Here is a 23015-nt window from a genome sequence, read left to right as displayed (position 1 = left end):
AAGATCGCCACCGCAATGACCAGAGCCCCGGCCCCCGTCTGGGGATGAGGGTCTCAACCCTCTCCGGATCGCCTCATCCCATCCCCGAAAACACCGCCTGAACGAGCAGACCAAAAAACGCGAAAACCCGCCGGGAAAAACGGCGGGTTTGTCAGCGGTCTGAAAGCCGCCCTCTCGGGCGGCTTTTTTACGTCGTCGTTTCTTTGAAAAACAGTTTTATCAGCCTTCGCGCGCTGTGCCGAAATTCGCCGCGACAACCTTGCCGGAATTGCGCATCGCGAGCGTTCTTTCCAGCTTGACCCGTAAACTGGTAATCGCCGCCTCTATGCCCTCCTTGGCGTAGAAATCGCCGCCGACCAGGCATTCATGCTGCATCCAGCTGAGATATCGTTCGCGAATCTCAGGCGCAGCGACATAGCCTTCAGACCAGAAACGGTCGAGGTCGCGGCCGCGTTGTACGCAGAAAGCCAGATCCGGATGCCGATAAATCGCCTGCCCCATGACGGCGAGCGGAACACCGTGATGAATCGCCGAAAGCCCAGATGTCGAGTTGATCGTGATCATGCCGGCCGAGTGCCGCGTCAAGAGGCTCAGCGAACCGCCGTCCAGCACATGCACACGGTCCTTGACATCATTCAGGGCGCTCACCTGGCGAATGAAATTCCAATCGCGCGTATGTCCTCGCTCCATCGGATGGATCTTGAACACCAGTTGATGATCAGCGGGAGCATTTCGCGCGAACGACACGATCGTCTTCAAGATCAGCTTCTGATTGTTCCAGGCATTGGCGGCGCGACCCAATTGAGAGTCGTCATGAACCTGTAGCGGAACAATGTAAAAACGCTTGTCGTGATGCTCGAGCAGACGTTCCGAGATCCTGTAGTTCCGCCCGACATGGGCGAATTTCCGATAATAATTCTTGAACCAGTAGAAGCCCTCGGACACCAGGGTGCGCTTCTGCTTGTGAAACAGCTTGCGCTCGCCGGGCGTCGAAATGAGCGCGCGAATGGTGAAATATTGAAACGCGCTCCACGCCATGGCGCTGAAAGACCCCGCCGACGCGACCGCTTTCGGACCGCTCTGGCGCGTGCCGGCGAAATCCGTTGGCGGCAGCTTGCCGGCTATGGGAGAACGCCAGTTGTTGCCGCCCAACTCCATGGTGACGTAACCCGGCCGAACATAGCCTTCTTCCAGGCAGAGCACCGGGATGCCCTCGGCCTCAGCGCATTCTGCTGCGATGCGATGAATGAGCCGCTCGGCTCCGAACATGACCACGGCGTCAAAACCGTTTTCGCGCAGAACCTCGGAGAACCAAGACCGCCAGGTCTCCGGGGAACCGGAAAAATTCAGAACGCGCTCGCCGGGCGAATAAAGCCTGTCGCCGGCGTTGAAACAGACCCGCCACGCTTCGAAGCCGGACCCGTTGAGGTAGTCCTGAGCACGTCGGAAAAAGCTGCCCACCGGCCCTTGCAGAAAGATGACGCGAGAACAGTTTTTATTGGGAAATTTTCTGGGCTGCCGCCCGATAAATGGCAGTCCAATACGATTTTGCGCTCTCGGCTTAGAGCCCTTTGGTTGTCCAACCGTTTGCTTTTTCATGTTGTCCAAGGGCAGCATCATATCGGAGTGTCTTTAAAACATGCACTGAGGTAACTGCTGCATCGTGTTTACACGAACCATGCGTCATTTCAACTACGCCTTACGCTTTTGCTCACGCGCTGATGCCGTAGCGTCACAATCCCGTGCGGCGGCTCGCCAATCGCACATGATGCACTGCAACACTAGCTGGTAGCCGCCCTCTGGAATCAGCCTGGAGCAGCAGCCTGAATTCGTTGTTTTTTTACCCTTCGTTAAAATGTAAGCAAACAAATGCCGCAGCCCGAACCGCGAGCGTTTCGGCTTCATTCACTCAATTCGAGGCATCACGAAGTTTTACGGCGGTTCGATTTATTGATTGCGCCAACCATGCCCGCAATCGCGTGATGGCAGACGACCTGGTTTTGCGATCGAGGGCGATTTCCTCGACAAGCGCCTCCGGGCTGCAAGGCATGCCGCTGAGCGGATGAATGTAGAGCGGATAGAGAATCAGCGCGCCAGCAGCCAGCATGTCGATGTTGAGGCGGCGCTTGCGGCGCTCGACTTGGCATCGATCATCCGTCAGGCCCCATCCGGCATAGAAGGGAATGCCATGCACCCCCACAGGCTTGTTCCGGATCAGCGCCTCAAAGCCGGCAAGCGAGGTCATCGTTTCCAGCCGGTCGGCCCAGGCGATCCAGTGTTTGATGTCCCCCTGTGTGACAATCAAATCCGCATCAACAGGCGTTTCGCCGCCTGAGCGAAGGCCCGCCGTCACATCCGGATGCTCTTTATAAGCGATAAAGGCGTCCGGATACAGCTTCCTGATCCGGGCCACGAGGTCCCGGTTCGTCTTGACTACGGGCGAGCCAAAGCGGATCGAGGCGTCCTTCTCCACCTGGCCGGGCGCAAGGATCTTCAACCGTCCCGACGCCACCGTCGGCGCCTCGAACGCCGTTTGCAGATTGTATTTGGAAACCCCGCGCGACACGACAAGATCGACCAGAGCCTTGGCTCGCTCAAGCAGCTCCGCCGGGAAGGGATGAGTCGCCAGAATGTTTTCAAGCGCGCTTTCGCCCCTGGCGTCGAAGTAGACATGCGCTCCGTCCATGGCGAGCGAGCACGGCAGGGACAGATTGACGCCCAAACCGCGCGAGCGGATGAAGCCGTCCTCGAACCGGATGGCTGGCGTCTCCTCCGGCATCGGCGCGCCAGCGCCCCACAGCGCGACTTGCCCACCATGCGCCTTGGCCTGCCGTTCGGCGGCGCCAAGAGATCGGCAATGAACCGGCGGCCCCTCCGGTCCAATCAGGAACGGCGTCATCGCCCGACGCTTCCATGGCGAAAGACCGCCCGTATAAACCCGTCTGGCAATCCGCGAACGCTGCTCGCGCGCCACGAGAAGCTGATCGAGAGACGTCTCGATCTCGACCGGGTGGCGATCGTGAACATCCAGATAGCGCGAATAATCGATGAAAGCGGCGTGGAACAACTGTTCGACCGAGCGTTTCGGACGGACAAGCTCGACCTTCGCGTGGTCTTCGGTCAATCCTCGGTGAGAATAGTAAGTAACCCCGAATGTGTGGACCTTCCGCCCGGCCAGCAGCGCCTCGAACCCAAGTTGACTGGAAATCGTATAGACCGCGTCCGCGTTTTCAATCAGGGGCCAGGGATTCATGCGGGGCGTCGCGGTGATGTTTGCGCCGATGGCGGTCGCGGCGTTCAGGATCAAACTCCGGTCGGCTGCGGCGGGATGCGCCCGCACCGCGATCCGATGCCCCGGATAGTGATCGAGAGCATGCCGGAGCATCGCCTCGAAAGCGTCATCGTCGGCCCCTGCCCCGCGTATCGAGGCGTCGCCAGGCACCTGATCGACCAGAAGCACATAGGGCGCGCCCTGAAGCCCCGCCTCCGCCAAACCCTTCAGCGGAGAATTATTATATTTTGAAAGCCGGTTGCGGCGAATGAAATCTATCGCCGCAACCGCCCGCGCGCAATCGACGCGGGCGTCGTCGGACCGGTCGATCCAATCACAGAGATCGTTGGCCTTCAATGGATCGAAATAGATTCCCGAACGATCCACGACGAACGAATGGGCGGGCTCGGCGCCGCCTGGCGCGTAACTTTTGAGAAAGCCGTCTTCGAGAGTGATGACTGGACGGTGGGTTTTCGCGCCCAACGCCAAAGCGCGCAGTCCGGAGGGGCGACGGCCCCAGCCGATATAGCCGTCCACCTCTCGACCTTTCGCCGGGAATGTCCAAAGCGCAAGCTGACAATCCAGCAGCGTCTCGATATCGCGCCGCTGCCGCCATAAACCAGGAGAAGTTACCGCAAAGAGCGGACCACTGTCATTGGCCATCTTGTCCCTTGGCGCTGGACAACCCAGCTGAGCTGCGCTGGGAGCCGTTACAGCTTTTGAATATTCCTGGCGACCCCCACCGGACCGCCGATCATCCGCACGAAGATAGCGAAATCGGTTGCAGGATGGCGCGAGAGATACAGGACATCCTTGTTCCGGATCGGGAAGGACTGCGTGACGATATAACTCTGCGGATCGTTCATGTCGATCCGATAGACGATCGGATAGCGACCATCCTTGTTGGCCATCATACCCTTGGAGAGCAACTGCCGGAACCGGCTTTCGCCAACCACTTCACGGTAGACCGCTTCGCTTTCGTAGCGGAAGATAAAGTAGCCGGCCGGATCGGCGATCGCCAGATTCGCGCCGCCCGCCATGGCGGTGGCTTCCACAAGACTGATTGTGCTGGCCTGGAACTGAATCTTGCCGCTCTTCTCCGTCGAGCCGAGAATGGTGAAGCTCTGGGGATCGTAGGTGAGGAAAATCTTGTCCCGAGGGCTGATATTGATATCATCCTTGGGATTGTCGATGATGCTCTGCAACAGCACTGTCCCGGTCTTACGGCCGCGGGTCAGCGTCACATAGGTGTCATAAGGCGCCTTTGATGCGCCTCCGGCCATGGCGATTGCGCTGGTCAGCGGCAAAGGCGACAGGCCAATCGGAATGATGTTCGGATTTCTGACGTCGCCTTGCACCGAAGCCGTGCGCGAGGTGTTCTTGCTCATGCCGACGATCACGTCGGGCTCGACGGCCTTCGCCTTGAGCGCGGCGGAAATTTCCTCGCGCGCGCCCTCCAGCGTCTTGCCGGCGAATCGAACGGTGCCGGCATAGGGAATCTGCCCATGCCCGTCAGGCTGAACGATCACCGGAATCGTCGTCTGCTTGCGTTCGGACGTGGAAAACAACCCATCCGCGCCTGCTTCAAAAATGGTGATCTGCAACTCGTCGCCGATGCCGATGACCGGCTGGCCGCCTGCGCCGCCGATGCCGAATGTCCGCACGAGAGAGGGCAAACCGAGCGTAGTGACGGAGTTGGCGACACGCTGATCGACACTGACCACATCGAAGACGACATTTGTCTTCGGAACAGTATAGGCCGAGCCGGCGGCGCCGGAATTGTTCACTTCAATCGCCAGCGGGCCGTTGCTGGGAACAGCCGAACAGCCCGCCGCGACGGATATCGATGCGGCGACGAGGGTCATAATCGACACTCTCGCGAACAACTGCTTTTTCGAGGAATACTTTAGCGTCTGACGCATTTCACTCAAATTCCCTCCGGCGGCCGTTCATGCCGCCTTCTCCGCAACTGCAGCATCCGTCCAACGCATTGTGTAGTGATCCGCTTCACATTCGCAATCGGTCTGGCGCGCCAATGGCTGCGTTCCGTTTTGCAACAAGTTCGTTAAACAGTCCCTAACCGACGCAATCCTTCTGGACTTACAAGGCCCGTTAAACGCCGAAGCGAGATTTTTTGCAAGAGCGTCCCCGCGCGCTTGCAATTTACGCAGCAGATTTTTTACCGATAGTTGCTCACCTTGAGCAGCCCTGATCGAACAACCGGCATGGGCGACGGGCCATTTCCAATGCCAAAGCGGTTATTTGCTCATTGGCCGGAAAGCACTGGCGTCGCAAGCGCGACAGCCTCGTTTCCGCGGTCCACCGCAGCCTCAGTGTATCGAAACCCGAGTGAACGGGACGTTGAAGTTCGCGCATTGCAGCCTTCCTTTCCTGTCCTCCCGCCCGAATCTATTGCACCGCATAAAGATAATTGTGCGACGCAATAAATTCAAACTATGCAGGATTTACAAGAACAAGGTGACGTGATTGTGTCTCGGCGCGTTGCAATGCAGCAACAGAGACCATGGAAATCACGCCTGAGGCAGACGCGCCTTGAATTCCAACAGGTCGCGCCAGGCCAACCGCTTGCAGGCGGGGGCCGAAATAAGGTCCTGTGGATGAAATGTCGGCAGCAAGGGAACGATCTGACCATTGACGGTCAAGTTGACCCATCGCCCCCGGAGACTGTGGATACTTTCCTGGGAACCGGTAAAGAACCGAGCCGAAAAATTCCCCATGCTCAAAAGAGCCCGCGGCTGAAGCAATTCGACGAGTCGCGTCGAAAAGGGGCGGCAGATCTCGACCTCATGGGGAGTCGGCGCACGGTTTCCCGGCGGACGCCAGGGAATAACGTTGAACACCGCGACGTCGTCGCTCCCCCAGCCAAGCGCCGCCATCATCCGGTTGAGCATCTCGCCATGAGCGCCGGAAAACGGCGCGCCGTGACGGTCGTCGTCGGGTCCCGGACACCCCCCGGCAATGACGATCTTCGATGCGGCCGCCCCCTTGAAAAACGCGCTGGCTCGGGCGCTGTTTCTGAGGTTGCAGCCGGTGAAGGCGCCCACGGCCTCAACGAGTTGCTCCACGCTCTGCGCTGCAGAAGCGATGCGCTGCGCTTCCGATACGGCCTCGCCGTCGGGAAGCGCGGCGGGTTTGATCGAGGCTGCAGCGACGCTGCGCTCTCGCGACGGCGTCTCAGCCGCCTTCGTCTCGCGGTTCGCTGCAGCGACGCGGCTGCGCTCGGCGATCTGCCGCTCGAGTTCCACAAAGCGGTCGACGGGCTCGTCTTCCAACAGCCATTCGACGCCGGACTCGGCGTAGAAATACATCAACTGGCCGAGTTCGGCCGGGCTGAGCGCATCGATGGAGGAGGACATGGTCATGGACCTATTTAGCCCGCTTGCACCGACGCGCAACAGACAATCGCGTCCCAAGGCGGCAAAATGCCCAAACCTGTGCAAAAGAGCGATTTACGCTATCGCAACCGCGCGCTAGAACGCCGCGACACTATCTTTCGAAGGGAGTTTCCATGACGGTACTGGTTACGGGCGGCGCGGGTTATATCGGCAGTCACATGGTCTGGGCGCTTCTGGACGCCGGCGAGGATGTTGCGGTCCTCGACCGCCTCTCGACCGGCTTTCGCTGGGCGATCCCGCCGGAAGCAACGCTTTACGAAGGCGACATCGCCGACGAAGCGCTGCATGAGAAGATCTTTTCGGAAAAGAAGATCGACGCGATCATTCACTTCGCAGGTTCGATCATCGTGCCGGAATCGGTCGCCAACCCGTTGATGTATTACGAAAACAACACCGTCAAATCCCGCGCGCTGATCGCGGCTGCGGTAAAATATGGCGTGCCGCATTTCGTCTTCTCCTCGACGGCGGCCGTTTACGGCACGCCCGAAGGCATCGATCCCGTCACCGAAGATGCGCGCCTCAACCCGGAATCGCCCTATGGGTCCTCCAAGCTGATGACCGAGATCATGCTGCGAGACACCGCCAAGGCGCATGATTTCACCTATACCGCGCTGCGCTATTTCAATGTCGCCGGCGCAGACCCCAGGGGCCGGACGGGTCAGTCCACCATCGGCGCCACACATCTCATCAAGGTGGCGGGCGAAGCGGCGCTCGGCAAGCGCAGCCATATCGATGTGTTCGGAACCGACTATCCGACGCCAGACGGCACCTGCGTCCGCGATTATATCCATGTCAGCGATCTCGCCAACGCCCATCTGAAAGCGCTTGAGCGCATGCGCGCCGGCGGCGGCTCGCTGGTGGCCAATTGCGGTTACGGCAAGGGCTTCTCCGTACTTGAAGTGCTGGAGACCGTTAAAAAAGTGCATGGCAAGCCCTTCGAGGTCCGCTTCGCCGATCGCCGCCCGGGTGATGCTGTCCGAATCGTCGCCAATCCCGCCACCGCGATGCGCGAAATGAAGTGGGAGCCCCAGCATGACGATCTCGAATTCATCGTGCGCACCGCACTCGACTGGGAAGCGGGCCTGGCCAAGCGCAATCATCGCTGAGAAGCGTCAGCCTTTGTTCCGCCGCGAGAGCAAGGCTTGCGCGGCGGAGACGGCGAGCGTGGAGCCGGCATAGAACCACAACCCCGGCTCGCTGAAAGCCTGGGCCAGACCAGACGTCTTGGCGGCGGCGATGACGATCGCCACCAGAAGCACATCCATCAGCGACCACTTTCCCAGCATCGGAACCAGCCGCGCCGCCAGGCCGTTTGGACGCTCCGGCCACAGCGCCTCGCTCGCTATTGCGGCCATCTTGAACAGCGGAAAAACAATCGAAACCAAGGCCACGACCGCCGCAAGCGCGATATCGCCGCCATCATGCAGGCTGGCGACGAGATCGAGGAGCGACGGATTTTCGGTGAAGAAATAAAGCTTCTCGAATGACATCAGCGGCAGGCTGACGCCGAAGACGAAACACAGCGCCGCCGCGACAATCAACGCGAGCGCAGCCTTCCGACTCATTTGCGGCCTTTCTCGGCGATGGCGATGCCGCTCAGCACCATGCACAATGCGATGATGTGGAAAGTCATCAACGGCTCATTCAAAAACAGCGCCGACATCACCGTCCCAAAGGCCGGAATGGCGTTGATGAACAGCCCGGCTCGATTCGACCCGATCAGTTCGACGCCCCGCACATAGAGAATCTGCGATACCAGCGAGGGGATCGTGCCCGTGTAGAGAATCGCAGTCCAGCCGATCGCATCCGGCATGATAAAGTCGGGAGAGGAAAATTCGTGCAGCGCCAGCGGCGCGGAAGCAAGCATCGCGCCCAGCGCCGAGGCCGCCATCAGACTCTTCCAGTGAATGTCGGGCTTCCAGCGTAACGACACGGTATAGCCGGCATAGAGCAATACGGCGACCATCATCAATCCGTCGCCAAAATTCAGATCGAGCGACAGGATCGAGCCGAGATCGCCGTGTGTGGCGGTGATCATCACGCCGAGCAGCGTGATCGAGAAACCCAGCGCCTGCGCCCAACTGACCTTCATGCGGAACAGCAGGAAATTGGCGATGAAGATCACCCCGGGAATACCCGCCTGCTCGACCACGCAATTAATGGCGGAGGTATATTGCAGCGCCGAGTAGAGAAAGGCGTTGAAGCCTGCAAAACCGGCCGCTCCGAAGCCCAGCAGCAGTGGCAGATTGGCGCGGATCACCGGCCAGTCGCGGCGCACCTGGGGCGTTGATATCAGCATGATCAGCACGAAGGCGATGGTCCAGCGCGCGCCAGAAAGCGTGAAAGGCCCGACATGACCGACCGCAAATTTGGCGATCACCGCATTGCCCGCCCATCCAAATGTCGTGACGATGAGGAAGAGGTAGGCTTTGAGGTGGACAGGCATGGGAAACGTCTTTCGCAACGATCGGCCCCGTCCTTTAACCGCCCTTGCTGGTCAACACCATGCAAAAAGCCGATATCAGTGTAAATTCCGGGTCGCATTCCTGAATTGAACCCAGTATATGTGCGCGGGTTTGGACCGGCTGTAGCTGAGGTCCCGGTATGAAAACAGGACAGATCTGATGGCGAACGTAGTGGTGGTGGGCTCCCAGTGGGGTGACGAAGGCAAGGGCAAGATTGTCGACTGGCTTTCGGAACGCGCGGACATCGTGGTCCGCTTCCAGGGCGGCCATAATGCCGGACATACGCTCGTTATCGATGGCGTCAGCTACAAGCTTTCGCTTCTCCCCTCCGGCGTCGTACGGCCTGGCAAGCTCGCGATCATCGGCAATGGCGTTGTGATCGATCCCCATGCGCTGGTAGCCGAAATCGCCAAGCTGGCCGCCCAGGGTGTGGCGATCACGCCCGAAAACCTGCGCGTTGCCGACAATGCGACCCTGATTCTCTCGCTGCATCGTGAACTCGACGGCATCCGCGAAGACGCCGCCTCCAATTCCGGCACCAAGATTGGCACCACCCGCCGCGGCATCGGCCCGGCCTATGAAGACAAGGTCGGCCGCCGCGCTATCCGCGTGACCGATCTCGCCGATCCGGATTCGCTCGGAATGAAGGTGGATCGCCTTCTGACCCATCACAACGCCCTGCGTCGCGGCCTCGGCGAAAAGGAAATCAGCCATGACGCGATCATGACTGAGTTGACGTCGGTCGCCGAACAGATCCTGCCTTTCTCCGACACGGTCTGGGCGCTGCTCGACCGCGAGCGCCGCAAGGGCGCGCGCATCCTGTTCGAAGGCGCGCAGGGCACGCTGCTTGACGTCGATCACGGCACCTATCCCTTCGTGACCTCCTCCAACACGGTGGCGGGACAAGCGGCGGCCGGTTCCGGCATGGGTCCGGGATCGCTGAATTACGTGCTCGGCATCACCAAGGCCTACACCACCCGCGTTGGCGAAGGCCCCTTCCCGACCGAGCTCACCGACGAGATCGGTCAGTTCCTCGGCGAGCGCGGCCATGAATTCGGCACAGTTACCGGTAGAAAGAGACGTTGCGGTTGGTTCGACGCCGCCCTGGTGCGCCAATCCGTGGCCACCAACGGCATCACCGGCATCGCGCTCACCAAGCTCGACGTGCTCGACGGGCTGGATGAACTGAAGATCTGCACCGGTTACACGCTCGACGGCGTGGAAATCGATCATCTTCCCGCAGGACAGGCGGCGCAAGCCCGGATCAAGCCTGTCTACATAACGCTGGAAGGATGGAAAGAATCGACGGTCGGCGCCCGTAAATGGGCCGACCTGCCCGCACAGGCGATCAAATATGTGCGGCAGGTGGAAGAACTCATCGGCGCTCCGGTCTCGCTTCTGTCGACCAGCCCCGAACGTGACGACACGATTTTGGTGACGGATCCTTTTGAAGACTAATCCCGGCGGGGCCGGAATGGAGCGCTCCATTCGGGCCCTTAGGTTTTGAGAAAGATCGAATGGCCGATTTTATTGCAGTTATCCGGCGAGCCGTTGACGGGCTGAGCGAAAACACACCTGACATGCGCGTGAAGGTCTATGACCGGGCGCGCAGCGCAGTGGTGCGGCAACTCGAAAACATGAAGCCCCGCCCGCCGGAAAGCATGTTCCAGCGCCAACTCGACAAGCTGGACGCGGCGATTCGCGAGGTCGAATCAGATTACGCCGAGGCGTTGCCGCCAGCGACGGAACCGATTGCAGAGCCGACGGCCCAGCCCGAGGCCGAGAGTTGGAGCGAACCGGAGCGGGAGCCCGAACCGGCAACCCCAGCCCCGGAGCCCGCAGTCGCAGACGAACTGCAGCCGGAACCTGCTCCAGCAGAAATCGCGCGACAGGCAGATAATGAGGCCGTCTTCGCGGAACCGTCTGATCAAGCCTCTCCCGAACCGGAGGCGGTTTTCTATGCGGGTGACGCCGACCAACTGGACGGCGGCGCAGCCGATCAGGCCAGCCTTGAATATGGCGTGCGCGACGAACCGGCCGAGACGAAAATTGACGAACATTTCGACTCCGCAGCAGCCGACGACCATCGCGACGAACAATCTCCTTCAGCCGAGACGGGCGAACAGCCTGAAAGCCCGGAGCAGACCGTCTATGCCGACGCGGGCGAGCCGTATTATGACGGCTCCGACCACCAGATTGAAGCAGTCCGCGAGGAAACCGGCGTTGACGACGATGCCGATTGGCGGCGCGACGACGCTGGCGTAGAGCCTGCATTCACCCAGAACGCGCCCGAGCCCGCGCCCTTGGTCGAAGCCGAGCCGATTGAGCAGGACGCAGAACCCTTCACCTGGCCGCACTATCAAGAGCCTGTGAGGTCTGAGCCGGAACCCGTTCGCGCGGAATGGCCAGAGACCGTGTTGGAGAATCTTCCGACGGCCACGGCGCAGACTGCCGCACCGGCGGAGGCATTTTCCGACCCCCAGGATTGGGCAGTCGAACCCGCAAGCCGGCAGGCCGACACGCGCCGCGATCCGGAGATGCCGCGAGTCGTTTATGACGAGAGCGATGTCGTCTCGGGCTTCAACGCCTTCGTTCAGGAAGAAATCAACCGCCAGGTCGTGCCGCCACCGCCCGGAAAGCGCCCGCCTGAAGAGGATCTCGGCTGGGGCGCGAGCTTCGACGATCTGCCCGAACTGCCCAAGACCGATGCGTTCGACGAAGCGCTGAAAGCCAAACAGGACGCATTGGCTTCCGGCGCCGACGCCCAGGCGCAGGATAAAACGCCGCGCGCAGAGCTCGCCGAACTCGTCGGTTTCGACGAAATGGCGGCGCTGACCACGCCGGATCCCGAATGGGTTCAGGTTCCGGCCGCTGCCGGCAAGAAAAACAAAAAGACCGCTGGCAAGGGCTTCAAGGCCGGCAAGACCAAGGATCGCGGCGGCAAGACCGGACGGAAGATGGTTCCGCTCATTGCGGGCCTCGCTGGCGCCGTAATTCTGGGCGGGGCAGCCTATGGCGTGTGGACCTATCGCGACGATCTCAGCGAACTGATCGCGTCGGCGTCCGGACCTGCCGAAACACCCGCGACGCCTCAGGCCGAAAAAGCCGTAACGCCGAGCAAAGCCCCAGACGATTCCGCCACCGCCCCCAGCGCAGCCAAGCCGACCGAAGTCGCTTCGCTCGACGCCGGTCCGCAGAAATTCACGCAGCGGCTGATGCCGGATGGGAGCGAAACCGAATCCGACGCCAGCAAGGCGATCGTCGACGAGGCGCTTCCAGAAGGCAAAAGCGTCGCCGGCCAGACAGAAAAGTCCAAGGAGGTCGCCTCAACCGACCCCGCGGCTCCGACAGACGCCAAGCCGGCCGCTGCGACTGGCGTAGGCGTGACCCAAAAGATGTTCCTCTACGAGGAGCGGCTTGGGCAATCGACCCCATCGGCAACGCCCGGCTCCGTCGCCTGGAGCGAAAAGACGGAAGATGACGGCGATAAGCCCGTGCCGTCGATCCAGGCCAAGGTGGAAGCGCCCGGCCGCAAGATGACCGCGCTGATCACCTTCAAGAAAAACATGGATCCGTCCCTTCCCGCCAGCCACATCGTGGAAATCGTCTTCGACCTTCCGGCGAGCTTCGAGGAAGGCAATGTGGAGAGCGTGCAGCGCATCGCTTTCAAGCAGACGGAACAAGACGCAGGCAATCCGTTGATCGCGGTGCCGGCCAAGGTCACCGACGACTACCACATGGTTGCGCTGAACAGCGACGCGGAGGCGCAGAAGGTCAATATCGATCTGATGAAGAACCGCGGCTGGATCGATATTCCTATCACCTATCGCAACGGTCGCCGCGGCCTGATCACGCTTGAGAAGGGGGCTTCCGGCACGGCGCTGTTTGACAAGGTCATCGGCGAATGGTCGGCGCTGGGCAGTCAAGCCGCCGCGCCCTAATTGCCTCCGGCCCCTATCTCCACACAAAAACGCCGCTCCCGATCAAGAGCGGCGTTTTTCATAGCGGACAATCAGCCGGGCGCAGAGCGTCAGCTCGGTTCGACGACACGCAAGGCCTTGGCCTGCTCCAGCGCAGCCTTGCGCACGGCGTCCTGCACCTTCTCAAAGGCGCGGACTTCAATCTGGCGAACGCGTTCCCGGCTGATATCGAATTCAGTCGACAACTCCTCGAGGGTGACAGGTTCGTCACGCAGTCGGCGGGCCTGGAAAATCCGCTTTTCACGATCGTTCAAAACCTTGAGCGCGTTGGACAACAGCGCGCGACGCGAATCCAGTTCGTCCTGTTCGATCAGGATGTCTTCCTGGCTTTCGTGATCGTCGACCAGCCAATCTTGCCACTGCCCCGAATCTCCTTCCGCAGCCTTGATCGGCGCGTTAAGCGACGCGTCGCCCGAAAGGCGACGGTTCATCGAGATAACCTCCTCCTCACTGACCTTCAGCTTGGTGGCGATTTCAGTAACCTGATCCGGCCTTAGATCGCCCTCTTCGATGGCCTGAATACGGCCCTTGAGGCGGCGGAGATTGAAGAACAGGCGTTTCTGGTTGGCGGTCGTGCCCATCTTCACCAACGACCAGGAACGCAGAATATATTCCTGGATGGCGGCCTTGATCCACCACATGGCATAGGTCGCGAGACGGAAGCCGCGATCGGGCTCGAACTTCTTGACCGCTTGCATCAGGCCGACATTGCCTTCGGAAATGACTTCGCCGATCGGCAGTCCATAGCCGCGATATCCCATGGCGATCTTGGCCACGAGACGCAAATGACTGGTGACGAGTTTATGAGCCGCATTGCGATCCTCATGCTCGTTGTAGCGCTTGGCGAGCATATACTCTTCCTGCGGCTCCAGCATGGGAAAGCGTCTGATTTCGTCAAGATATCTGTTGAGACCAGCCTCCCCGGCGGTCAACATCGGCAGAGAATTCCGGGCCATGAAGCACCCCTCTTGTACGGCTTCCTATCAGGCAAGCCTTGTGAGGCGGAATAAACGCATCCGCCATGGTCGAGATCTATGATCGCGATGCGGCGCTTTCAAGGCTGAAACTTCACAAAATCGTGAAAAATAAGTCTACCTTACGATTCCGTTTCATCCTCGCCACGCAACGCTTTTATCAACATCTGCATATCCATGGGCAATGGCGCTTCAAAGCGCATCACCGTCCCTGTATGCGGATGGACGAACTGCAGAAGGAAGGCGTGCAACGCCTGCCTTGGAAACTTCTCAACAATCTTACGCGCCGGTTGTTTCAGCAGATTAGCCTTGGTCTTGAAAGCCGCGCCATAATCGACGTCGCCGATCAGCGGATGGCCGATATGAGACATATGCACCCGGATCTGGTGGGTGCGCCCTGTCTCCAACCTGCAGATGACGCTGGCGGCCACAGAAGTCCCGTCCTCGCGGCGATCATAGAAGTCGACGATTTCGTAATGGGTGACGGCATGGCGCGCATCCGGCGCGTCCTTGCTGGTCACAGCGCGCCGCACCCGGTCCGACGCCCGACCGAGCGGCGCGTCGATCGTCCCTTTAGACGATCGCGGCTGCCCCCAGACGACGGCGTGATAGGCGCGCTCGAGAGCAGTGGTGCGGCCATGATCGGCGAATTGTTCGCTGAGCAGACGATGGGAAAGATCGTTCTTGGCGGCGATCATCACGCCGCTGGTGTCCTTGTCGAGCCGATGCACGATACCGGGGCGCTTGACGCCGCCAATGCCGGAAAGGCTGTCGCCGCAATGATAGAGCAGCGCATTGACCAGCGTGCCATGCCAGTTGCCGGCTCCTGGATGCACCACCAGCCCGGCCGGTTTCACCAGCACGATAACGTCGTCATCCTCATAGAGAACGTCGAGGGGGATGTTTTCCGGCTTGGGCAGCGCCGCCTCGGGCTCCGGCAGCACGATCTCCACGCGATCGCCCGGCGCGATCTTGCGTTTGGCTTCGGTGGTTTCCTTGCCGTTGAGCGTGACATCGCCATTTTCAATCAGCACTTTGACCCGGCTTCGCGAAAACTCCGGTCCAAGCGCCTGCGCCAGCCAGGCATCAAGCCGTCCGGATGCGGTTTCTTCGGCGATCAGGACTTTCCCCGCTCCGCCGTCTTCAGTAAAGGAGGCTGACATGAAGCTCAAACCCGATCAGGACCTGCGATGAACAATCCGAATCTCCCCGAGGAAGAAGAGAAGCCGCTCGATCCGACGCTGGAAAAAGTGCGCCGGAAGATGGTGCGCCTGCTTTTCGTTTCGAGCTCGGCCATCATTGTCGCCCTTATGGCGGTCCTCGGCGCGCTTGTCTACAAGGCCAAGAACAATTCGGCCGCCCAACAGGCGGACACGGCTCCCGCTGCGGCACAGGCGCTCACCGCGCCACTTGCGACCCAGACCATCACCCTGCCCAAAGGTTTTGTCAACGAAGCCACCACCGTCGACGGCAACCGTGTCTGGTTTTCGGGCACCGACGCCAGCGGCCGCCGCGTGATGATCGTCCATGACATCGCAACGGGTAAGACGATCTCAGATATCACCGTCGCCGTGCCCGAGCCATGAATCTGAACGACCGGCTGATCAGGATCTCGGATCGGGACGATCCACGCATCGCCGCGTTCGGCGACATCCGTGAACGTGACTTGCGCCGGGCGCAGGGACAATTCATCGCCGAGGGCACGGTGGTGTTGCGGCTTCTGGCGGATGCGGCGCGCCGGGGCGGGGATTTTGAAGCCGAGGCCGTCTTCCTGCTCGAAAATCGCGCCGCCGGTCTATCCGACATAATCGGGGCTTTTCCTGCTGAGACGCCCATCTATGTGGCCGACCGCGCGGTGATGAACGCCGTGGTCGGCTTCGATATTCATCGCGGCGTGCTGGCTCTGGGTCGTCGCGCCAGCGAGCCGAGAATTGAGGATCGGCTGGCCGGGCTGCCGCGCGACGCCCTCGTGGTCGCCGCGATTGGCATCGCCAATCATGACAATATCGGCGCGATCTTCCGCAATGCCGCTGCCTTCGGCGCCGACGCCGTGTTTCTCGATGAAACCTGCTGCGATCCGCTCTACCGCAAGGCGCTGCGTGTGTCCGTCGGCGCGGCGCTGAAGCTTCCCTACGTCAAGTCCGGCACGGCCGCCGACCTCATTAGCGCCTTGATTGCATCCGGTTTCGACATCTGGGGCCTGTCTCCGTCTGGCAATATTGATATCCGCGATATCCCGGCCGCGCCGCGCATGGCGCTTTTGACAGGAACCGAAGGCGAAGGCCTGCCGCCGCAGGTGTTGGACGCTGTGCGGACGGCGCGCATTCCGCAGGCGCCGGGGCTCGATAGCCTCAACGCCGGCGTCGCCACAGGCATAGCTCTCTTCGCCGTGGCTTCGGCCATGCGAAGGATCTGATCGCCGCAGGGCGCCCGCTTGCTCAGCTTTCCGGATAGAGTTCGTTTCGAGCCCGGTTGCCAAGCGAAAGTCGCCCATGCTCATTGGCCGAAGGCGTGGGCGAGATGATGGCGCGGATCGCCGAATCTGCCCCTTCGCCCTGACCAACAATCGCAATCATTTTCGCCGCGATGCCGGCGATTTCCTCACGCATCGCATCGTCCCCGGCCGGATCCAGCGCCATCAGCGTCTCGGCGGCTTTCAGAGAGGTGGTTTTGATCTGCTCGGAAAGGTCGGCTGCCGCGCGCGCGTCGATGACTTTGACCGTCGGCTTTTGCCGTTTACCTGGAACGGGCTGGGCAGCTTTCTCCATGGCCGACGCGGCGGCGGAGCGTTGACCCGTCTTGTCGATCAAAATCGTGCGCTCCACGAAAGGCAGCGGCCCCGGCGTCGTGTCGCCCGGCTGCTTGATTCTGTTTCTCAGCTTGGCGATTTCGCCCATCCTGCGCTCAAGCACGGTGTCCTTGTCGATGCTGCTCGAAACTTCGTCATTCAGCTTCTCTTCAAGCCGGCGGGTCTTGTTCTCTTCGCGAGCCAGCCGCAATTCAGCGTCTTTCGCCCGCGTCGTCATCGCCTTGAGGTCATCACGCAAGGTCTCGCGCTCATCGCGTAGACCATTGACGCGAAGTTTCAAGCCCTCGATTTCGGTGTCGCGGCTGGCGAGTTCGATTTTGAGATTGTCGATCTCGACGCCGAGACGATAGGCCCTGTGCAGCAGCTCGTCGATGCGGGCTTCCGTCATCTTGGCGGCGTGTTCACTCTTGGCCAACGCTTCTTTCGTCCGGATCAGCGCCAGTTCCTCATTGCGCAGCTCCGCTCTCATCTCTGCGGCATCGACCTTCATGCTTTCGATCGTCTGACGCAGATCACTGTTCTGGCCGTAAAGCCGGGAGGCGTCCGCAGCGACTTCGTCTCGGGAAATCGTCGCCGCCCCGAGTTTCTCGCGCTCCACCCTGAGATCGTGGCTTGTGCGCGCCATGGCCGCAGCCATCTCGGCCCGGACCATATCTTTCTGGGCGCGCAATTCCTGCCGGTTGATCGGCAAGGTCGTCATGATCCTGTTTTCGGTATAGGCGACAATTCGCCGATGTATGGCGGGCGCGACCAGCAGCGCCGCGACGATAGCGGTCAGAAAGCCGAGGCCGAAAAGCAATCCATATTCAATCACGACCGCCTCGCGCCGTTCAGATCCACAGTCGTCCTTCGACAGGCTCAGCGCGCCAAAGCGCATATCTCTATCGGGACGTCATCCGCTACTGTATCTCGCAGCGGGCATTCGAGCAAACGTCGCCGGTCAGAACGGGTTCCAGGTCGGCTTGCGGGTGAGCTTGAGATAACCAACATTCAGGCCTAACCGCGCGCCGACGCCGGTGCGGATCGGCACGAGCAGAACGTCGCGGGACTCCATCACCGTCATTCCGAAACCGGCAATCACATAGGCCTGGCCGCTGACGCCGCCATAGCGCTTGTACAAGCTGTTCACTTCGGGAAGATTATAGACCAGCATCATTACCCGGCTGCCAGCTCCGCCGTAATCGATTCCGAGCGACGGCCCCTGCCAATAGACATTATGTTGACCGGCGTTCTTGGTGTAGAGGTCGCCTTCGCCATAGGTCGCGCCGGCGATAAAGGCCCCGGCGCCTTCCTGTCCTAGTATGTAGCCGTTAGGCAGGCCGTATTTCTGGAAGGCCTTCTCGATGACCTTGGCCAGTCCACCCGTGGTCGAACCAAAAAAGCCGTGGCCGGCGTCGACGATCTCGATCATCGTATATTGATCGCTTTGCGCGCGAGCCGGAGAATAGCCGACAAGGGAAAGGATGAAGAAGAAGATGCCGATCAAGCGGGCGAGTTTTGGCGGTTTGGTCATCTGTCCGTCCGTCTCTTCATTTGGCCAATTCGGCGCCGGACGCCAACATCGGCGTTGAAACAAGGCCCCGAAACAAATTATGTGCATAGTGCAGCCATCCGCTTAATAATCGGTTTACCAAATGTGGTGTCTTTATGGCTGACAGTGAACGCCCAATTGATCGGCGCGCGCGGCGCAAGCATTGAATGACGAGAATATGACGCGACCATGCCGGGCATTTCCCGGATGTCCCCAAGGAGAACGACATGGCCAAGAACCCGAACCTGACCCTTGCAGGATCCGATCTCGCCGCGCTTTTGTGCAGCCGCGTCTGCCATGACGTGATTTCTCCGGTCGGCGCCATCAACAACGGGCTTGAACTGCTCGATGAAGGCGGATCCGACGCCGATGCGCTCGATCTCATCCGCACCTCGGCTCTGAACGCTTCGGTTCGGCTCAAGCTGGCCCGTCTGGCCTTCGGCGCATCCGGGTCGGTCGGCGCGTCCATCGACACCGGCGAAGCGGAAAAGGCGGCCAAGGATTTCGCCGCCGCCGAGAAGAAGACCGAAGTGGTCTGGAGCGGCCCCCGCGCCATCATTCCCAAGAACCGCGTCAAGATGCTTCTGAACCTGTTCCTGGTGGCCTATGGCTCGATTCCCCGCGGCGGCGTCATCGACGTCACGCTCGAACACCCTGAACATGAGGCCAAGTTCACGCTTGTCGCCAAGGGCCGGATGATGCGCCTGCCGCCGAAATTCATGGAAATCAATTCCGGGCAGGTGGAGGAGGCGATCGACGCCCACGCCATACAGCCCTATTACACCGTGCTGCTCGCCGAAGAGGCTGGCATGGTTCTTTCCGCGATGCAGACGGAGGATTCCCTCGTCTATACGGCCGTGATGGCGACTGCCGAATAAACGCCTCAATCGCTCCGTTTGTTTGTAGGCGTGCGCTGCTCCAAAAGTAACTGCTTGTTTATGGGTTTCTCCATAATCTTTGCGGCGGCGCGGAAGAACGACAATAGGGCGAACAATGAAGTTGCGTGTTCTGATTGCGGATGAGAGCGAAGCGGTGAGAAAAATCGCCGCCGAATTACTTGGACAAATGGGCTACGACTGTGGCGAATGCGCCTCGACGCTTGAGGCGCTGGCGCGAAGCGACGCCCAGATGCCGGACGCCATGATCGTCGATTCGGCCATGACCGGCGCGCTCGATCTTATTCGCGCTGTCCGCAACATGCGCGACGGTCGCCGCCCGCTGATCCTCTACAGCCTGGTCAAGGCCGATCTGCGGAGCCTGATGGCGGGCAAGAGCGCCGGCGCGTCCGATTTCCTTCTCAAGCCTTTCGATCGCAAAGTGCTCGCCGCCGCCTTCGCGGGCATTGCCGCGATAGAAGCCGTGGCCTGACAGTCCGATACAACAATTTTCCCACGAGAATGGCGACGCGGCGCCTCCATAAGCTCCGCAAGCCCCCAGGTCGCGCTGCGCCTCCAAAAAACAGCAAAAGCCCACCTCGCGATGCGAGGCAGGTTTTTGCGGGAAATACGGCGAGGCTAAGGGATCAGGCGCTTTCCATAAGCTCGGAACCGTCGGGTTCGCGCAGCACATAGCCGCGGCCCCAGACCGTTTCGATATAGTTGGCGCCGCCGGCGGCGGCTGCGAGCTTCTTGCGAAGCTTGCAGATGAAGACGTCGATGATCTTCAGTTCAGGCTCGTCCATGCCGCCATAAAGGTGGTTGAGGAACATTTCCTTCGTCAGTGTCGTGCCCTTGCGCAGCGACAGCAGTTCCAGCATCTGATATTCCTTGCCGGTCAGATGCACGCGCTGGCCGCCAATTTCGACCGTCTTGGCGTCGAGATTGACAATCAGGTCGCCGGTGATGATGACCGACTGGGCATGACCCTTGGAGCGGCGCACGATCGCGTGAATGCGCGCCACCAGCTCGTCCTTGTGGAACGGCTTGGTCATGTAGTCGTCTGCGCCGAAGCCGAGACCGCGCACCTTGTCCTCGATGCCGGCCATGCCGGACAGGATCAGGATGGGAGTCTTGACCTTCGAAAGGCGTAGAGTGCGCAGCACTTCATAGCCGGACATATCAGGCAGATTCAGGTCGAGCAGGATGATATCATAATCATACAGCTTGCCCAGATCGACGCCTTCCTCGCCCAAATCGGTCGTGTAAACGTTAAAACTTTCGGATTTGAGCATAAGCTCAATGCTCTGCGCTGTCGCGCTATCGTCTTCAATTAGTAGAACCCGCATCTTCGTCCCCTTTTCCGCCGCCTTGAAAGGTGCAACGTCCTAACCCGGCTAGGATCCAGCTTTTGCCTGATTTGGAGGCTGCCATCAAATGGTTAACAAATTCTGATTCACCCTGGCAAGGTGTATCGTATTTGTTAAAGATTTTTCGTAGCCCTCTGATTTTCATCACACATTCCGACGACCTCTCTTAACGCGTAAGGTTAAGATCTCCGGCTAACTGACTCCGCAGACTCATTCTTTGGACTTAGTCGATCCATGACCCCAGTCATTTACCGACCCTTAAATGATGTTGGCTATCATTAACGATGCACGTAAACGAAAGGTTACCGCCGTTATGTTTTCATTAACGTCGGCGCACTTTTTTCGAGGGATTATGAAAATCCCCCGACGGGCAGTCCTGTTGTAAGCGGGTCTCGCTATCCATGGAGTATTGCGTATGAAGTCGCGTGAGAGCCTAGTGCGTCTGAAGGAATTCCAGCTGAAGGAAAAACGCCGGCAGTTGAAACAGCTTCAGATGATGATGGCCGAATTTGAGCGTATGGCCAAAGATCTGGAAAACCAGATCCTCTACGAGGAAAAGAAGTCCGGAATCACGGATCCCAACCACTTCGCCTATTCCACTTTCGCCAAGGCCGCCCGTCAGCGGGCCGACAATCTTCAGGTCTCCATCAAGGAACTGAAGGTTCAGCAGGACGCTGCGGAAGCCCAGGTGGAAGAGTTGCAGGCCGAATTCGACAAAGCCTCGGCGATCGAGGAACGGGACGTGAAGATGCGCGCCTAAAGCGGCATCGCCCTGACGACGTGAGATCAAGCCGCGCGGCCCAAACCAGCGGGCGTGCACAGGCGCGGCTTGATGTCATTCCAACACGCGTTAAAACCGCGGTTGCCGTATGGCGACCGCGGTTTTAACGCTGAATGTTTGATTGTTACGCGGAGCGCAGCAGCGCTTCGGCTTCCTCCCGCGATGGCATCGCCGGGGCTGTGCCGGGGCGCGTGACGGAGATACCCGCGACAGCCGACCCGAAACCAACAGCGTCGACGGGCGCAGAGCCGCGTGAAAGCGCCGCGGCGAAACCGCCATTGAACGCGTCGCCTGCCCCCGTGGTGTCGACCACCTCCCCGACCTTGAACGCCGGGACAAGTCTGGATTCGCCCGCCGTATGATAGAGCGCTCCCTGCGCGCCGAGCGTGATAATCGCCGTCTTGACGCCCATCGACAGGAGTTTTTCGGCCGCTGCCCTGGCCTCGTCGACTGTTGTCACCGGCAGGCCGGTCAGGATTTCCGCTTCGCTCTCGTTGGGCGTGACATAGTCGCAAAGCGCGAACACGGAGGCGTCGAGCGGCTGCGCCGGAGCCGGATTGAGGATGGTGATCGCCCCACCCGCCTTGGCGATTTCCAAAGCGCGCACCGCCGCGTCAAGCGGCTGTTCGAGCTGCGTTACGAAAATCTTCGCACTGCCGATCAGATCGGCCCGGGCCTCCATGTCCGCCGGCGAAATCGTCGCTGCTGCGCCAGGCGCGACGATGATGGCGTTGTTGCCCGTCCCTTCCTCGAGGAAGATATAGGCCGCGCCGGTATAGCTCGCGGGGTCACGGCTGACGACCGGGTTCACGCCAGCCGTTTCCCATGTCTTCATCGCCATGTCGGCAAACGCATCGTCGCCGAGTTTGGACAGGAACGCGACGTCACCGCCGGCGCGGGCTGCGGCGACAGCCTGATTGGAGCCTTTGCCGCCTGGCCCGAGCGAGAAGCTCTTGCCGAGAATGGTTTCTCCAAGCTTCGGCTGGCGAGCGGCGCGATAGGCGGTGTCGGCGACGAAGACGCCAAGGATTACGATATCATGCGACATGGCAGCCTCACGCGGCATCCGGCGGGATCACGCCCTTGGTGAGCATGAAGCAGCCATAGAAACGACGTTCGCCGGTCTGGATCACGGCATATGCTTTCTTGGCGAGATCGTAAAAGGCGTAACGCTCCACGCCGACCAGCGGCCAATGCTTGCCTTCCGCCGTGTCGATCGCCGACTGGACTTCCTGCTGCACAAGCGGGATCTCGTCGGCATTGCCCACCACTTCCATACGCTGGGCGGCATTGTCGATGAATGTGTCGAGCGGCATCAAAGACAAGATCGCCGCCGCCGCCTGAGCGGACGTGGTGTTCTCCATGCGCAAAAGACTGCCATGGACGGTCTGCTGGGCGACCGATTCAGACGGAAAATTGAGATCCGACAAGACGATATAGTCGCCATGACCCATGGATTTAAGAACATAAAGCACATCCGCGTTCAGAAGCGGCGATAGACCTTTGAGCATAGTGGCCTCCCTGGATGGTTGCGATGAATGAA

Annotated in this window: 21 protein-coding genes; 8 read left to right on the top strand and 13 right to left on the bottom strand. The window is 60.1% G+C overall.

All coding sequences use genetic code 11. The features are described 5' to 3' along the window. Window positions 1-219 precede the first annotated feature (219 nt). The 4 genes from M2360_RS06025 to M2360_RS06010 form a co-directional block, all read right to left on the bottom strand. Entirely contained in the window at window positions 220-1461 is a 1242-nt protein-coding gene (locus M2360_RS06025; protein ID WP_280773566.1) for a capsular biosynthesis protein, read from the bottom strand. 448 nt (window positions 1462-1909) lie between these two features. Continuing rightward, on the bottom strand, window positions 1910-3934 hold the full coding sequence (locus M2360_RS06020; protein WP_280773565.1) for a hypothetical protein: 2025 nt from the start codon (window positions 3932-3934) through the stop codon (window positions 1910-1912). Window positions 3935-3981: 47 nt separating this feature from the next. Then, window positions 3982-5136: a polysaccharide biosynthesis/export family protein gene (locus tag M2360_RS06015; RefSeq protein ID WP_280773563.1), complete on the bottom strand. Its 1155-nt coding sequence runs from the start codon at window positions 5134-5136 to the stop codon at window positions 3982-3984. Between the two features lie 666 nt (window positions 5137-5802). Then, window positions 5803-6648 (bottom strand): uracil-DNA glycosylase, encoded by an 846-nt coding sequence (locus tag M2360_RS06010; RefSeq protein ID WP_280773606.1) that lies wholly within the window; start codon window positions 6646-6648, stop codon window positions 5803-5805. Window positions 6649-6800: 152 nt separating this feature from the next. On the opposite strand from M2360_RS06010, the gene galE reads away from it, so the two are divergent. Next, window positions 6801-7793: a UDP-glucose 4-epimerase GalE gene (galE, locus tag M2360_RS06005; protein ID WP_280773561.1), complete on the top strand. Its 993-nt coding sequence runs from the start codon at window positions 6801-6803 to the stop codon at window positions 7791-7793. Window positions 7794-7799: 6 nt separating this feature from the next. Here galE and M2360_RS06000 read toward each other — a convergent pair whose 3' ends face one another. Together M2360_RS06000 and M2360_RS05995 are read right to left on the bottom strand one after the other, a co-directional pair. Then, window positions 7800-8252, bottom strand: a complete 453-nt coding sequence (locus M2360_RS06000) for a paraquat-inducible protein A (RefSeq protein WP_280773559.1) — start codon at window positions 8250-8252, stop codon at window positions 7800-7802. Further along, on the bottom strand, window positions 8249-9133 hold the full coding sequence (locus tag M2360_RS05995; protein WP_280773557.1) for a DMT family transporter: 885 nt from the start codon (window positions 9131-9133) through the stop codon (window positions 8249-8251). The genes M2360_RS06000 and M2360_RS05995 overlap by 4 nt, the downstream gene beginning before the upstream one ends. A 178-nt stretch (window positions 9134-9311) precedes the next feature. Between M2360_RS05995 and M2360_RS05990 the strand changes: the two genes are divergently transcribed. After that, window positions 9312-10610, top strand: coding sequence for an adenylosuccinate synthase (locus M2360_RS05990; RefSeq protein WP_280773556.1), 1299 nt, complete (start codon window positions 9312-9314; stop codon window positions 10608-10610). Window positions 10611-10669: 59 nt separating this feature from the next. Next, complete coding sequence (locus M2360_RS05985; protein WP_280773555.1) at window positions 10670-13093, top strand: hypothetical protein; 2424 nt, start codon at window positions 10670-10672, stop codon at window positions 13091-13093. Between the two features lie 89 nt (window positions 13094-13182). Here the strand turns inward: M2360_RS05985 and rpoH are convergent, their stop codons facing one another. Next, a complete protein-coding gene (rpoH, locus tag M2360_RS05980; protein WP_280773554.1) occupies window positions 13183-14088 on the bottom strand; it encodes an RNA polymerase sigma factor RpoH in 906 nt (301 codons plus the stop codon). Window positions 14089-14228: 140 nt separating this feature from the next. Then, entirely contained in the window at window positions 14229-15269 is a 1041-nt protein-coding gene (locus M2360_RS05975) for an RluA family pseudouridine synthase (protein ID WP_280773553.1), read from the bottom strand. A 27-nt stretch (window positions 15270-15296) separates the two neighbouring features. Between M2360_RS05975 and M2360_RS05970 the strand changes: the two genes are divergently transcribed. Further along, a complete protein-coding gene (locus M2360_RS05970) occupies window positions 15297-15692 on the top strand; it encodes a hypothetical protein (protein ID WP_280773552.1) in 396 nt (131 codons plus the stop codon). Continuing rightward, window positions 15689-16522 (top strand): RNA methyltransferase, encoded by an 834-nt coding sequence (locus M2360_RS05965; RefSeq protein ID WP_280773551.1) that lies wholly within the window; start codon window positions 15689-15691, stop codon window positions 16520-16522. The genes M2360_RS05970 and M2360_RS05965 overlap by 4 nt, the downstream gene beginning before the upstream one ends. Window positions 16523-16544: 22 nt before the next feature. Here M2360_RS05965 and M2360_RS05960 read toward each other — a convergent pair whose 3' ends face one another. Then, entirely contained in the window at window positions 16545-17792 is a 1248-nt protein-coding gene (locus M2360_RS05960) for a hypothetical protein (RefSeq protein WP_280773550.1), read from the bottom strand. A gap of 63 nt (window positions 17793-17855) precedes the next feature. After that, window positions 17856-18428: an EipA family protein gene (locus M2360_RS05955; RefSeq protein ID WP_280773549.1), complete on the bottom strand. Its 573-nt coding sequence runs from the start codon at window positions 18426-18428 to the stop codon at window positions 17856-17858. Window positions 18429-18673: 245 nt separating this feature from the next. Between M2360_RS05955 and M2360_RS05950 the strand changes: the two genes are divergently transcribed. Beyond that, entirely contained in the window at window positions 18674-19324 is a 651-nt protein-coding gene (locus M2360_RS05950; RefSeq protein WP_280773548.1) for a histidine phosphotransferase family protein, read from the top strand. A gap of 115 nt (window positions 19325-19439) precedes the next feature. After that, window positions 19440-19814 carry a response regulator gene (locus M2360_RS05945; RefSeq protein WP_280773547.1) on the top strand — a complete coding sequence of 125 codons (375 nt, stop codon included), beginning with the start codon at window positions 19440-19442 and terminating at the stop codon, window positions 19812-19814. Window positions 19815-19968: 154 nt separating this feature from the next. On the opposite strand, the gene ctrA is transcribed toward M2360_RS05945, so the two are convergent. Then, a complete protein-coding gene (ctrA, locus tag M2360_RS05940) occupies window positions 19969-20670 on the bottom strand; it encodes a cell cycle two-component system response regulator CtrA (protein ID WP_280773545.1) in 702 nt (233 codons plus the stop codon). A 436-nt stretch (window positions 20671-21106) separates the two neighbouring features. On the opposite strand from ctrA, the gene M2360_RS05935 reads away from it, so the two are divergent. Then, on the top strand, window positions 21107-21451 hold the full coding sequence (locus tag M2360_RS05935; protein ID WP_280773543.1) for a flagellar export protein FliJ: 345 nt from the start codon (window positions 21107-21109) through the stop codon (window positions 21449-21451). A gap of 145 nt (window positions 21452-21596) precedes the next feature. Here M2360_RS05935 and rbsK read toward each other — a convergent pair whose 3' ends face one another. Next, window positions 21597-22520, bottom strand: coding sequence for a ribokinase (gene rbsK, locus M2360_RS05930; RefSeq protein WP_280773541.1), 924 nt, complete (start codon window positions 22518-22520; stop codon window positions 21597-21599). Window positions 22521-22527: 7 nt separating this feature from the next. Further along, on the bottom strand, window positions 22528-22983 hold the full coding sequence (locus M2360_RS05925; RefSeq protein WP_280773539.1) for an RbsD/FucU family protein: 456 nt from the start codon (window positions 22981-22983) through the stop codon (window positions 22528-22530). Window positions 22984-23015 lie beyond the last annotated feature (32 nt).

Origin of the sequence: Rhizobium sp. SG_E_25_P2 (assembly GCF_029892285.1) — a bacterium.
Lineage (GTDB): Bacteria > Pseudomonadota > Alphaproteobacteria > Rhizobiales > Rhizobiaceae > Rhizobium_E.
Note: the sequence above shows the minus strand (reverse complement) of the source record. Positions and strands in the feature narration are given on the sequence as shown.

What these genes read in the sequence shown, in the direction of transcription:
- M2360_RS06020 (WP_280773565.1), bottom strand. Translation starts at nt 3,934, where the DNA reads ATGGCCAATGACAGTGGTCCGCTCTTTGCGGTAACTTCTCCTGGTTTA.
- M2360_RS06015 (WP_280773563.1), bottom strand. Translation starts at nt 5,136, where the DNA reads ATGACCCTCGTCGCCGCATCGATATCCGTCGCGGCGGGCTGTTCGGCT.
- M2360_RS06010 (WP_280773606.1), bottom strand. Translation starts at nt 6,648, where the DNA reads ATGTCCTCCTCCATCGATGCGCTCAGCCCGGCCGAACTCGGCCAGTTG.
- galE (WP_280773561.1), top strand. Translation starts at nt 6,801, where the DNA reads ATGACGGTACTGGTTACGGGCGGCGCGGGTTATATCGGCAGTCACATG.
- M2360_RS06000 (WP_280773559.1), bottom strand. Translation starts at nt 8,252, where the DNA reads ATGAGTCGGAAGGCTGCGCTCGCGTTGATTGTCGCGGCGGCGCTGTGT.
- M2360_RS05995 (WP_280773557.1), bottom strand. Translation starts at nt 9,133, where the DNA reads ATGCCTGTCCACCTCAAAGCCTACCTCTTCCTCATCGTCACGACATTT.
- M2360_RS05990 (WP_280773556.1), top strand. Translation starts at nt 9,312, where the DNA reads ATGGCGAACGTAGTGGTGGTGGGCTCCCAGTGGGGTGACGAAGGCAAG.
- M2360_RS05985 (WP_280773555.1), top strand. Translation starts at nt 10,670, where the DNA reads ATGGCCGATTTTATTGCAGTTATCCGGCGAGCCGTTGACGGGCTGAGC.
- rpoH (WP_280773554.1), bottom strand. Translation starts at nt 14,088, where the DNA reads ATGGCCCGGAATTCTCTGCCGATGTTGACCGCCGGGGAGGCTGGTCTC.
- M2360_RS05975 (WP_280773553.1), bottom strand. Translation starts at nt 15,269, where the DNA reads ATGTCAGCCTCCTTTACTGAAGACGGCGGAGCGGGGAAAGTCCTGATC.
- M2360_RS05970 (WP_280773552.1), top strand. Translation starts at nt 15,297, where the DNA reads ATGAACAATCCGAATCTCCCCGAGGAAGAAGAGAAGCCGCTCGATCCG.
- M2360_RS05965 (WP_280773551.1), top strand. Translation starts at nt 15,689, where the DNA reads ATGAATCTGAACGACCGGCTGATCAGGATCTCGGATCGGGACGATCCA.
- M2360_RS05960 (WP_280773550.1), bottom strand. Translation starts at nt 17,792, where the DNA reads ATGCGCTTTGGCGCGCTGAGCCTGTCGAAGGACGACTGTGGATCTGAA.
- M2360_RS05955 (WP_280773549.1), bottom strand. Translation starts at nt 18,428, where the DNA reads ATGACCAAACCGCCAAAACTCGCCCGCTTGATCGGCATCTTCTTCTTC.
- M2360_RS05950 (WP_280773548.1), top strand. Translation starts at nt 18,674, where the DNA reads ATGGCCAAGAACCCGAACCTGACCCTTGCAGGATCCGATCTCGCCGCG.
- M2360_RS05945 (WP_280773547.1), top strand. Translation starts at nt 19,440, where the DNA reads ATGAAGTTGCGTGTTCTGATTGCGGATGAGAGCGAAGCGGTGAGAAAA.
- ctrA (WP_280773545.1), bottom strand. Translation starts at nt 20,670, where the DNA reads ATGCGGGTTCTACTAATTGAAGACGATAGCGCGACAGCGCAGAGCATT.
- M2360_RS05935 (WP_280773543.1), top strand. Translation starts at nt 21,107, where the DNA reads ATGAAGTCGCGTGAGAGCCTAGTGCGTCTGAAGGAATTCCAGCTGAAG.
- rbsK (WP_280773541.1), bottom strand. Translation starts at nt 22,520, where the DNA reads ATGTCGCATGATATCGTAATCCTTGGCGTCTTCGTCGCCGACACCGCC.
- M2360_RS05925 (WP_280773539.1), bottom strand. Translation starts at nt 22,983, where the DNA reads ATGCTCAAAGGTCTATCGCCGCTTCTGAACGCGGATGTGCTTTATGTT.